We start from the raw sequence: 11785 nt of genomic DNA on the forward strand, positions 1-11785 counted from the left end.
GGATCCTGTCGGTCAGTGGTGGGAAGCGCGCGCGATCAGTGGTCTTTCTTCCAGTCGGTCGAATACCAGTACTTGACCTGTTCCGGCAATGTGTTGTCGGCGGTCTTGAGCGTCTGCCAGTTGTCGAGCCAGAACTTCAGGCGGAAGGCATTGGGGCCGACGGCGAAGGCCAGCGGTTCGCGCACCATGATGCCGTCCAGCACCCGCAGGTTGCCGAAGTCGACCAGGAACTGGTTGGCGGTGGACAGGGACATGATGCCGGCGTCCAGGCGGCCGGTGGACAGCGCCTGGCCGACCGGCGCGCTGCCGCCGGAGAATTCCTTGAGCGTGGCCTTGGGCAGCATCTTCTTGCCGACCTCGGCGTAGGTGCTGGCGCCCAGCGCGCCGACGGTCACGCCGTCCTTGTCCAGTTCCGCGTACGACTTGTAGGGCGAATCCTTGGGCACCACGGCCACGGTGTCGGCGTAGAACATGGGCGCCGAGAACAGCACCTGGGCGGCGCGCTGCGGCGTCGGCGTCATGTCGGCCGCCACCATGTCGGCCTTGCCGGACAGCAGCGCCGGGATCAGGCCCTTCCACTCGTAGTCCTGCAGCACCAGCTTGACGCCCAGGTCGTCGGCCATGCGCTTGGCCACTTCGACCGCCAGGCCGGTGCGCTTGCCGCTCTTGTCCATGAAGCTCATCAGTGGGCCGGAGGTCTGCACCGCCACCCGCAGTTCACCGCGCTTGATGATGTCCGACAGTTCGTCGGCGCGGGCAGGCTGCGCCATCGCGGTAACGGCCAGCGCGACGCCGGCGGCGCCCAGCCATTGTTTGATTTTCAGCATTTGCTTCCCCTTCAAGATGGATGACATGTGTCGTTCCGGGCGTACACCTGGTGCCGGCGGCGCCCGGTCAGGCCGGGCCGGCCCTGCTTGCTGCTTGCTGCGGTTGCTGCCTGATGCGGATGCGGTGTGCTGCGTGAAGCTTGTTGCGCGATGCTCGTTGCGTGGCGCTTGTTGCGTGGGCGAAGACTGCGTGATGCGAAGACTGCGTGTGGCGGAGACTACTTAATGCGGAAACTGCGCGATGCAAAAATGCGTGCGGCAATGGCGCCGGGGCCGGACGGCCCGCTACAGGATCTTTTCCAGGAAAGCCCGGGTACGCGCCTCTTTCGGCTGCCCGAAGACTTCAGCCGGCGTGCCGGACTCGACCACGCGGCCGGCGTCCATGAACAGGGCGCGGTCGCCCACGTCGCGGGCAAAGCCCATCTCGTGCGTCACCACCGCCATGGTCATGCCGTCGCGCGCCAGCGCGCGCATCAATTCCAGGATGCCGCCAACGGTTTCCGGGTCGAGCGCCGAGGTGGCTTCGTCGAACAGCATCAGTTTCGGGTCCATCGCCAGGGCGCGGGCGATCGCCACGCGCTGCTGCTGGCCGCCGGACAACTGGCTGGGATAGCGCGGGCCAAAGTCGGCCATGCCGACCCGGTCCAGCAGTTCCAGCGCGTAGCGCTCGGCCTGGGCGCGGTCGCGGCCGCGCACCACGCGTTGCGGCAGGGCCACGTTGTCGAGCGCGGTGCGATGCTGGAACAGGTTGAAGTGTTGGAACACCATGCCGACCTCGGTGCGCCAGCGGTTGACGTCGGTGGCCGGGTCGGTCAGCGAGACGCCATCGACGCGGATGGAGCCGCTGTCGATGCGCTCCAGCCCGTTGAGGGTGCGCAGGAAGGTGCTCTTGCCCGAGCCCGACGGCCCCACCACCACCAGCACCTCGCCTCGCTCCAGGCGGCAGTCGATGCCCGCCAGCGCCAGATGGTCGGGCTGGCCTTCGCGCTGGTAGGTCTTGGTGACCGACTCGACTAGCAGCAGGGGTTCTGACACGCGCATCGCCTTCAAAAAAAGGTTTCGCATTTCGCGCTGGAGTTTCGTATAGTAAATTTATTTCCAGAATCGCCACTTAGGCATAACCCTTAAGCGAAGGCTCGCCCCTTCGCCGGCATCTCCAAGGAACCGGTATGGACACGCCCCAAGACATCCTGCGCGCACTCGGCCTCAACCCCGCGACCCTGACCGGCGGCACGCTCGTCGCCCGCAGTCCGATCGACGGCGCCGAGCTGGCCCAGGTCCACGAGCACACGGTGGCGCAGGCCCATGCGGCCATCACCCGCGCCCGCCAGGCCAGCCTGGCCTGGCGCGACGTGCCGGCGCCGCGCCGCGGCGAGCTGCTGCGCCTGTTCGGCGAAGTGCTGCGCCAGCACAAGCGCGAACTGGGCCGCCTGGTCAGCCTGGAAGCCGGCAAGATCCTGGCCGAGGGCGAAGGCGAGGTCCAGGAAATGATCGACATCTGCGACTTCGCCGTGGGCCTGTCGCGCCAGTTGTACGGCCTGACCATCGCCTCCGAGCGCCCCGGCCACCGCATGATGGAAACCTGGCATCCGCTGGGCGTGGTGGGCGTCATCAGCGCCTTCAACTTCCCGGTGGCGGTGTGGTCGTGGAATGCCGCGCTGGCGCTGGTGTGCGGCAACGCGGTGGTCTGGAAGCCGTCGGAAAAGACGCCGTTGACGGCCCTGGCCTGCCAGGCGCTGTTCGCGCAGGCGCTGCAGCGCTTTGGCGACGCCCCGGCCGGCCTGTCGGAAGTGCTGATCGGCGGCCGCGACATCGGCGAGGCGCTGGTGGATTCGCACACCGTGGCGCTGGTGTCGGCCACCGGCTCGACCCGCATGGGCCGCCAGGTGGGTCCGCGCGTGGCGCAGCGCTTCGGCCGCGTGCTGCTGGAACTGGGCGGCAACAACGCCATCATCGTCGGCCCCACCGCCGACCTGGACATGGCCGCGCGCGGCATCGTCTTCGGCGCCATCGGCACCGCCGGCCAGCGCTGCACCACCACGCGCCGCCTGATCGTGCACGAAAGCGTGGCCGACGACCTGCTGCAGCGCCTGCACAAGGCCTATGCCAGCGCGCCCATCGGCAACCCGCTGGACGGCAAGAACCTGGTCGGCCCGCTGATCGACCGCGCCTCGTTCGACGCCATGCAGGCCGCGCTCAAGGCCGCCGGCGAACAGGGCGGCAAGGTCACGGGCGGCGAACGCGTGCTGGCCGACCAGTACCCTGACGCCTGGTACGTGCGCCCCGCCATCGCCGAGATGCCCGGCCAGACCGACGTGGTCTGCCACGAGACCTTCGCGCCGATCCTGTACGTGATGCGCTACAGCGACTTCAACCAGGCGCTGGCGCTACAGAACGGCGTGCCGCAGGGCCTGTCGTCGGCCATCTTCACCAACGACCTGCGCGAAGCCGAGACCTTCCTGTCGGCCGCGGGTTCCGACTGCGGCATCGCCAACGTCAACATCGGCACCTCGGGCGCCGAAATCGGCGGCGCCTTCGGCGGGGAAAAGGAAACCGGCGGCGGCCGCGAGTCGGGCTCGGACGCCTGGCGCAATTACATGCGCCGCGCCACCAACACCATCAACTACTCGCGCAACCTGCCGCTGGCGCAGGGCATCAAGTTCGGCGAATAAACCGCACGCCATGGGACAAGAGGCCCCGCGCATCGTCGCTGATGCGCGGGGCCGCTTGCCTTGCGGGGCGCCGCGATCGGCCAGTCGCGGGCGCCGGCGTGCGCGCCAGCCCCGCCGGATGCACACCGCGGCGCGCCCACGCTGCCGCGACCCTGTTGCAAGTCCTACATCCGATAAGCCCGACTTACAAAATGTAGGCCCGGCCGATGCTACATTGCAGCGTCACAGATACCACCCGCCTCCCATGACTCCGTCCCGACGCATCGCCCTTCCCCTGCGCACCCTGACCGCCGCCCTGGCGCTGGGCCTGGCCGGCACCGCCGCCGCCGGCGTGTCCTACCGGCTCGACCGTCCTTCGGCCGCGCCCGGCGACACCGTGACCATCGAAGCGGTGTATTTCAATGAAGGCAATGCCCGCGCCACCTGGGAGGCCCCGCCAGAGCTGGTGCTGCAATGGCGCGGCCAGGACGGCCAGATCGTGCGCAGCCTGGCCAAGCTCCAGGGCGACAAGGCCAATTACAGCGTGCCGGTCAACAATTTCGCGCGGATGGCGTGGACGGCCGTCGTGCCCGCCACGGCGCGCGGCCTGCAGGCGATCGCCATCGAAGGCCAGCCGGCGATGATGGCGCTGGACGCCACCGGCCGCGACAGCGGCACGCTGGCCAGCACGCCCGCGCAAGGCCCCGTGGTCGATCCGCGCACCGGCCAGCCCGTGCCGCCGGCAGTGGTCACCGCGGCCGGCGCCTCGCCCGAGGGCGGACCGGCGCCGGACACCGTGGCCGTCTCGTCCTACCAGCAGTCAGCCTTCGATCATTTCCGCAGCGCGATCTCGGAATACAAGCCGGTGTACTTCGACATCGGCACCCGCGGCCAGACCACCGCGCGCTTCCAGATCAGCGCCAAGTACCGTCTGTTCAGCCCGTCCGGCAACCGTCCGGCGACCTGGGGCGAGAATTTCTACCTGGGCTACACCCAGACCTCGCTGTGGGACCTGCAGGGCGATTCCATGCCCTTCATCGACACCACCTTCAACCCCAGCCTGTTCTGGCTGTCGGACAACATGTGGCAGTCGGCAAACCAGAGCTGGCGACTGGGCATGAACACCGGCGTCGAGCACAACTCCAACGGCAAGGCCGGCGACGACTCGCGCTCGGTGAACGACGCCTACATCCAGCCGCAGTTCAACTACCGCTTCGACGGCGGCAGCACGCTGACCTTCGCGCCCAAGGTCAAGGCCTATTTCGGCGTGGCCAGCGAGAACTCCGACTACGCCGACTATGCCGGCCGCGTGGACTGGAACCTGCGCTGGGCGCAGGACAACGGCGCGGTGGTCTCGGCCATGTACCGCCAGGGCGACCAGCGCCGCCGCACCACCCAGCTCGACTTCGCCTGGCCGCTGCAGCGCACCTGGCTCAACATGAACGGCTACCTGCACCTGCAGTACTTCAACGGCTACGGCGAAACGCTGCTGGGCTACAACCAGCGCAACGAATCGCAGTTCCGCATCGGCCTGTCGCTGGTGCCTTGACGCCCGCGCCCGTCCCCGGCCGGGCGCCTTAGCGCGCCCAGCGCAGCACCAGCGGATCCAGCCGCCGCGCCACGTCCAGCAGGCCCTGCCGCACTTCCGGCCGCATGGCCGGGAACGGATGGCGCGGTGCGTCGCAGGCGATCACGCCGCCGGCCTTCATCAGCGCCTTGGCGGTCAGGATGCCGCCCTGGCGGTTCTCGTAGTTGATGAGCGGCAGCCAGCGCTCATACAGGCGGTAGGCGTCGTCGGCGCGGCCTGCGCGATGCGCCTCGATGATCGGCCGGATGCCATCGGCGAAGCCGCCGCCCGTCATGGAGCCGGTGGCGCCGGCGTCCAGGTCCGGCAGCAGCGTGATGGCCTCTTCGCCATCCCACGGCCCTTCCACCGCCGCGCCGCCCAGCGCGATCAGGTCGCGCAGCTTGCTGGCCGCGCCGGCGGTCTCGATCTTGAAGTACGACACCTGCGCGATCTCGCGCGCCATGCGCGCCAGCAACGCGGCGGGCAGCGGCGTGCCGGCGACCGGCGCGTCCTGGATCATGATGGGGATGTCGATGGCGTCCGACACCTGCTGGAAGAACCCGACCACCTGCTCCTCGGCAACGCGGATGGTGGCCCCGTGGTACGGCGGCATGATCATCACCATGGCCGCGCCCTGCGCCTGCGCCCGGCGGCTGCGCGCCGCGCATACCCGGGTGCCGTAGTGCGTGGTGGTGACGATCACCGGCACCCGGCCGGCCACGTGCTCCAGCAACGTGCGCGTCAGCACCTCGCGCTCGTCGTCCGACAGCGAGAACTGCTCGGAGAAGTTGGCCAGGATGCACAGGCCGTCCACGCCGCTGTCGATCATGAAATCGACGGCGCGCTTCTGGCCCGCCAGGTCCAGCGCGCCCGCTTCGGTGAAGATGGTGGGCACCACCGGAAAGATGCCGCGATAGCGCGGCGCCGGCACAGTCGTCGTGGTCATGGCGCTCACTCGATGATGTTGAAGTCTTTCAGGTATTCGGTCTTCAGGCTCAGGCCCAGGCCCGGCTGGTTGTCGTCCAGGTCGATGAAGCCTTCCCTGGCCACCGGCTCGCCGTCGAAGATGTAGTAGAAGAGTTCGTTGCCCACTTCCACGTCGAACATCGGGAAATACTCGCTCATGGGCGAGGCCAGCGTGCTCATGGTCAGGTGATAGTTGTGCATCTGGCCGGCGTGCGGGATGACCGGCACGCTGTAGGCCTCGCACAAGGCATTGATCTTGTGCGCGGCGGTGATGCCGCCGACGCGGTTGGTGTCGTACTGCACCACCGACACCGCCTTGCGGTCCAGCAGTTGCTTGAAGCCATACAGCGAGAACTCGTGCTCGCCGCCCGAGATCGGGATGGACGTCAGCTGGTTCAGCTCCGCATAGCCGTCGATGTCGTCGGCGATGACCGGTTCCTCCAGCCAGCGCGGCTCGAACTTCTCCAGCTTGGGCAGCATGCGCTTGGCGTATTCCAGGTTCCAGCCCATGTAGCATTCGAGCATCAGGTCGGTGTCGTAGCCGATCACCTCGCGCACCGCCTCGACCGATTTCAGGTTCTCGGCCACGCCGCGCTGCAGGTGCGCCGGGCCGTAGCCGAAGCGCATCTTGAAGGCGGTGAAGCCCTGGTCCAGGTAGGTCTGGGCCTCTTCCTGCATGGCCTTGAGATCAGTGCGGTAGAGCTTGGAGTAATAGACCGGAATCTTCTCCTTGGTGCGTCCGCCCAGCAGCTTGAAGACCGGCTTGCCGACCGACTTGCCCAGGATGTCCCAGATCGCCAGGTCCACGCCCGAGATCGCCGCCATGGTCACGCCCTTGCGGCCCCAGGCATGGGTGGCGCGGTACATGCGCTGCCACAGGTATTCGTAGTCCCACGGGTCCTGGCCGATCACCAGCGGCGCCAGGTACTGGTCGATGATGGCCTTGGCCACCCGCGGCGCCAGCGCCACGTTGCCCAGCCCGACGATGCCGTCGTCGGTCTCGACCTCGACCACGGTCCAGCCATGGAAGCGGAAGGTGCTCATGGTTTCCTGCGGCGAATACAACAGGTCCATGGCGTTGGAGCAGAAGTTGCCTTGCGGCGGCACGGTCTTGCCGGTCCATTCAAAGACGCGCGCGCGGACGGATTTGATCTTCATGGGGATTCCTGCAAAAAAGGATCGAACGATGCGATGAATCGGAAGGGACGGCCGCCTCAGGCCGCCGCGCGCGCGGCGCGGTGCGACAGGCCCATGCGGCAGGCGATGCGGAAGGCCTGCCAGGTGGCGTCGACGCTGGCGCGTCCCTGGCCGGCGATGTCGTAGGCGGTGCCGTGGGCCGGCGTGGTGATCGGGATCGGCAGGCCGCCCTGTACCGTCACGCCGCGCGAGAAGCCCAGCAGCTTGATCGCGATCTGGCCCTGGTCGTGGTACATGGTGACGATGGCCTGGAACTCGCCCGCCTGCGCCTTCAGGAAGATGGTGTCGGCCGGGAACGGGCCCTGCACCGGCAGCCCTTCCTGGTTCAGCTGGCGCACGGCCGGGGCGATGATGTCGACCTCTTCGCGCCCGCAGGTGCCGCCATCGCCGCCATGCGGATTGAACGCCGCCACCGCCACCCGCGGCGCGGCCACGCCGTTGGCCTGCAGCGACTGGTAGATCAGCCGCGTGGCGGCCTTGATACCGTCGATGCTGAGCGCGGCGGCAGCGTCCTTGAGCGGAATGTGCGAGGACACGCGCGAGGTCCACAGCTCGCCCAGCGTGTTGAACTCGCAGAAGTAGCCCGTCACGCCCAGGTACTGCGCGAAGTGGTGCAGCTCGTCATCGTGGCGCAGCCCACCCTGCTTCATCGCGTGCTTGTTCAGCGGCGCGAAGCAGATGGCGTCGATATGGCCGGCCAGCGCCGCGTCCATGCAGGCGTCCAGTACCCGCAGCACCGAGGCGCCGCCGGGGGCCTGCGCCTGACCCAGCTTGACGTCCTCGCGCCGCACGGTGTCCATCGCCAGCCACGCCGGCACGCTGGTGTCCGGCCGCGTCCGCACGGCGTCGAAGCCGGCCACGGCCTGCGTGGCCACCTGCACCCCGGCCACCCGCTGGCCTTCGCGCCACAACCATTCATCGCCCACCAGCACGATGTTGGCCAGTTGCGCCGCCTCGGGCCGCGCCAGCAGGCGCGCGATCAGTTCGGGGCCGATGCCGGCGGGATCGCCCAGCGTCAGGGCGATGACGGGTTTGGCGGCGTTGCGGTCGTTGCTCATGCTGTGCTTCATTCCACGGAGATATGGTTCTTCTTGATGATGCCGGCGTAGCGCTGGTTCTCGGCCTGGTGGAACTGCGCGAATTGCGCCTGGCTCATCGGATTGATGTCGGCGCCGATCGCCTGCAGGCGCGTCTGGGTCTCGGGCATGGCCAATACCGCATTGACCGAGTCATGCACGCGCTGCTGCACCGCCGCCGGCGTGCCGCTGGGCATGTAGATGCCGTACCAGGCGCTCATCTCGACGCCGCTGACGCCGGCCTCGGCCATGGTCGGCACATCGGGCAGCTGCGGGTTGCGCCTGGCGCTCAGCACCGCCAACGCGCGCACCTTGCCGCTCTTGATGTGCGGGATGACGGAGGACGCGGTCTCGAAGGCGATCTGCACCTGGCCGCCCATCAGGTCGACCATGGCCGGGCCGCTGCCGCGATAGGGAATGTGCGTCATCTGCACGCCGGTGGCGTCCTTGAACAGTTCGGCGGCGATGTGCTGGGTGCTGCCCGAGCCGCTGCTGGCGAAGTTGTATTCGCCCGGCTTGCGCTTGAGCAGCGCGATCAGCTCCTGCACCGATTGCGCCGGCAACTGGTTGTTGACCACCAGGATGTTCGGCACCGCGCCCACGAACACCACCGGCGTCAGGTCGCGGTCGTTGTCATAGCCCAGCTTGAGCAGGTGCGGCGCGATCGCATGCGCGGTGGACACGCCCATCACCATGGTGTGGCCGTCGCCCGACTTGGCCGCCAGGTCCGCCGCCAGCGTGTTGGACGCGCCCGGCTTGTTCTCCACCACCACGGTCTGCTTGAGCATCGGCCCAAGCTTGTCGGCCACGGCGCGCGCCATGGCGTCGGTGCCGCCGCCGGGGGCCGAGCCCACCAGCAGGCGCAGCGGCCGGGTCGGCCAGTCGGCGCTCTGCGCCGGGGCGGATGCGGCGGCGGACAGGCACAGCACGCCCGCCGCCAATGCGGCATAAAGCCGAGTCTTCATGGTTGTCTCCTTGGGGGCTTATGGCCCGTAGCGGGCTTTGTTATGCCTGCATCTTAGAAACAACCGCTGTTTCCGTAAAATGAAACTTTTGCACCAACCGTTCACTACAGGCGATCAATCATGGAACGCGTCCCGAACGTCCCCGCGCTGCTGTCGCGCCTGCGCATGCGGCAGATCGTGCTGCTGCTGGCCATCGAGGAACGCGGCACCCTGCGCGCCGCCGCCGCCCAGCTCAACATGACCCAGTCCGCCGCCAGCAAGATGCTGCACGAACTGGAACTGGCCATCGGCCAGCCGCTGTTCGAACGGGTCGGCCGCGGCCTGGCGCTGACCGCCGCCGGGGAATGCGTGATGGGGTATTTCCGCGGCATGCGCGGCACGGTCTCGTCGCTGGCGCGCGAGCTGGAGGAATTGCGCCTGGGCAGCGCCGGCAAACTCTTCATCGGCAGCATCATGGCCGCCTCGCCGGGCCACCTGACCGACGCCCTGCTGCGCCTGAAACAGACCTATCCGCTACTGGCCGTGGAGATCTCCACCGGCACCAGCGACCTGCTGATCGAACGGCTGAACGAAGGCAAGCTTGACGTCGTCATCGGCCGCATGCTGACCCTGTCCGAGCGCCATTACGTTTTCCGCCCCATCGGCGACGAGGCCCTGTCCGTCATCGCCGCCATCGACCATCCCCTGACGCGCCACAAGCGCATCGGCTTCGACGCGCTGCAGGCCTACCCCTGGATCCTGCAGCCCCACGGCAGCCCCATGCGCGACGTCCTGGAACAGGAATTCCGCGCCCATGACACCGCCCTGCCCAAGGGCCTGATCGAGTCCGCCTCGATCCTCACCACCACCAACCTGGCCATGAAGTCCGACATGCTCGGCGTCATCCCCGACTCCGTCGCCAGCCGCTACGCCCGCCACGGCCTGCTCGCCATCATCCCCTACCAACTCCAGCACACCCTGACCGCTTTCGGCAGCATCATCCCCAAGGACCGCCCGCTAAGCGCGCCGGCCAGGCACTTCGTGGACCTCCTGCACGACACGGAATAAAGACGCGCCACACCCAGGACAAATACCACCAGCCCCCGGCGCAGCCCCACCAGCCGCCAACACCCCAACACCGCCCCGACGCAAGACCCCGCGTAAGCCCCAAAAGGCCGCCCGCGCGGCCGACCTGGGGCGGGCCCCGCAACCCTCTCCATGCCCCCACCGTTCTGACAACGCGACGCTCCAAGACGCTCGCAGCCCCTCGCGGCGGGCGAGTCGGTGGCGGGCAACCTCGATGCGCCCGAGGGAATCCGTAGGAGTCGCCGAAGGCGAGGACGAGGATGACAACGGGGCAGTCCGGAGCGAACGCTCCGGACCGCAATCGTGGGCGCCCGCCACCGACTCGCCCGCCGCGAGGGGCGACCTACGAAGCGAATCCCCAACAACGCCCCCACGAAGCACCCACGAAGCACCCCAAAAGACCCACCTAAAGATCCGGATCCTCCTCCACCTTAGGCATCAAATAAGCCGTCAACGCACTCGACGCCCCCGCCATCCCCCAAAGCAAAAAGAACGACACCGTATAAAACCCCACCCGCCCCGTCGGCACATACCCGAACACCGCCACGTCCAACGGATCGATCAGCGCAAAGACAATCGCGCTGCCCACGGCCGCCGCCAGGAACGACGGCCACAGTATCCACATCAGCGATCTCAACCCCATGGCGCGCCTCCGGGAATCATCAACGGACGCCGATCGCGGGCGGCGGCGTCGGCACCGTGTCCGCCGGCTCGATCACCAGGCCGCGCTTGACCACGCCTTCCTGGATCGGCTGATTGGCGAACTGCGTATAGGCCAGGTAGATCGTGATGGCGCAACCGACCACCGCCAGGAACGGCCCCGCCATCAGGAACCAGGGCCAGAATTCGCGGTACCAGGGTTTCACCGGCATCGGCGCGGCTACATGGGCAGTATTCATCGTCGGCATCCTTTATTCGGAATCACTCGGGGACATAAAAACTCGCGGCTTCATCGGTCTCGATCGGCCGGTTTTCCTGATCGTGGGCGCGGGCCCGCAACGTGATCGGATGGGCGCCCGGCTCGGCGCCGGCCGGGGCGCGGATCACCATCGGCACCAGCTTGTTGGCCGCCGGCTCCACGTCCACCACGTCCGACTCGCTTTGCCCGGCGCGCACCGCCAACCCAGGCATGCCGTCGGCCGACAGCCGCAGCCGCAGCGGCGAATCCGAGGTGTTGATGATCTGCAGCCGGTACACGTTCTCGATCATGCCGCCGGCCACCTCTCGACCCAGCGCGCCGCGATCGCGGATCACGTCCACCCGCAGCGGGTTGCGCATCGCCAGCGAGGTCACGAACGCCACCGCCAGCACCAGGATCAGCGAGCCATAGATCAGCACCCGCGGCCGCAACAGGTGCGAGCGCGCGCTTTGTGTCGACAGCCCGTCCAGCATGGCGCGCTCGGACGTGTAGCGGATCAGCCCGGACGGATACTGCATCTTGTCCATCACCTGCTCGCAGGCATCGATACAG

Annotated in this window: 12 protein-coding genes; 3 read left to right on the forward strand and 9 right to left on the reverse strand. The window is 67.9% G+C overall.

The window, feature by feature from the left end; all coding sequences use genetic code 11:
• Positions 1–35 precede the first annotated feature (35 nt).
• Both HV742_RS30015 and HV742_RS30020 read right to left on the reverse strand, forming a co-directional pair.
• Positions 36–827: an ABC transporter substrate-binding protein gene (locus HV742_RS30015; protein ID WP_049072791.1), complete on the reverse strand. Its 792-nt coding sequence runs from the start codon at positions 825–827 to the stop codon at positions 36–38.
• 285 nt (positions 828–1112) lie between these two features.
• Complete coding sequence (locus tag HV742_RS30020) at positions 1113–1868, reverse strand: amino acid ABC transporter ATP-binding protein (protein ID WP_175147120.1); 756 nt, start codon at positions 1866–1868, stop codon at positions 1113–1115.
• Between the two features lie 128 nt (positions 1869–1996).
• Between HV742_RS30020 and amaB the strand changes: the two genes are divergently transcribed.
• Together amaB and HV742_RS30030 are read left to right on the forward strand one after the other, a co-directional pair.
• Positions 1997–3499 (forward strand): L-piperidine-6-carboxylate dehydrogenase, encoded by a 1503-nt coding sequence (gene amaB, locus HV742_RS30025; RefSeq protein ID WP_054503198.1) that lies wholly within the window; start codon positions 1997–1999, stop codon positions 3497–3499.
• A 244-nt stretch (positions 3500–3743) separates the two neighbouring features.
• Entirely contained in the window at positions 3744–5027 is a 1284-nt protein-coding gene (locus HV742_RS30030; RefSeq protein ID WP_068953147.1) for a phospholipase A, read from the forward strand.
• 28 nt (positions 5028–5055) lie between these two features.
• Here HV742_RS30030 and HV742_RS30035 read toward each other — a convergent pair whose 3' ends face one another.
• Genes HV742_RS30035 through HV742_RS30050 form a run of 4 tightly spaced genes read right to left on the reverse strand, consistent with a single transcriptional unit; the run spans position 5056 to position 9249 of the window.
• On the reverse strand, positions 5056–5991 hold the full coding sequence (locus tag HV742_RS30035) for a dihydrodipicolinate synthase family protein (RefSeq protein WP_175147118.1): 936 nt from the start codon (positions 5989–5991) through the stop codon (positions 5056–5058).
• A 5-nt stretch (positions 5992–5996) separates the two neighbouring features.
• The gene (locus HV742_RS30040; RefSeq protein WP_068953144.1) at positions 5997–7169 is read right to left on the reverse strand and encodes an L-rhamnonate dehydratase; all 1173 of its coding nucleotides are present in this window, start codon (positions 7167–7169) and stop codon (positions 5997–5999) included.
• Between the two features lie 56 nt (positions 7170–7225).
• Entirely contained in the window at positions 7226–8266 is a 1041-nt protein-coding gene (locus tag HV742_RS30045) for a 4-hydroxythreonine-4-phosphate dehydrogenase PdxA (RefSeq protein WP_175147119.1), read from the reverse strand.
• Between the two features lie 8 nt (positions 8267–8274).
• Positions 8275–9249, reverse strand: a complete 975-nt coding sequence (locus HV742_RS30050; protein WP_054417680.1) for a Bug family tripartite tricarboxylate transporter substrate binding protein — start codon at positions 9247–9249, stop codon at positions 8275–8277.
• Positions 9250–9369: 120 nt separating this feature from the next.
• Here HV742_RS30050 and HV742_RS30055 point away from each other — a divergent pair, with 120 nt between their 5' ends.
• Positions 9370–10296 (forward strand): LysR family transcriptional regulator, encoded by a 927-nt coding sequence (locus tag HV742_RS30055; RefSeq protein WP_100504604.1) that lies wholly within the window; start codon positions 9370–9372, stop codon positions 10294–10296.
• 424 nt (positions 10297–10720) lie between these two features.
• On the opposite strand, the gene HV742_RS30060 is transcribed toward HV742_RS30055, so the two are convergent.
• From HV742_RS30060 to HV742_RS30070, 3 genes are all read right to left on the reverse strand, one after another.
• Positions 10721–10957 carry a hypothetical protein gene (locus HV742_RS30060; protein ID WP_026383281.1) on the reverse strand — a complete coding sequence of 79 codons (237 nt, stop codon included), beginning with the start codon at positions 10955–10957 and terminating at the stop codon, positions 10721–10723.
• A 19-nt stretch (positions 10958–10976) separates the two neighbouring features.
• Positions 10977–11213 (reverse strand): FixH family protein, encoded by a 237-nt coding sequence (locus HV742_RS30065; protein ID WP_054417678.1) that lies wholly within the window; start codon positions 11211–11213, stop codon positions 10977–10979.
• Between the two features lie 22 nt (positions 11214–11235).
• A partial coding sequence (locus tag HV742_RS30070; protein ID WP_302478819.1) for a FixG Ig-like domain-containing protein occupies positions 11236–11785 on the reverse strand: 550 nt, incomplete at its 5' end.

This window comes from Achromobacter ruhlandii (assembly GCF_902859695.1).
Lineage (GTDB): Bacteria > Pseudomonadota > Gammaproteobacteria > Burkholderiales > Burkholderiaceae_B > Achromobacter > Achromobacter ruhlandii.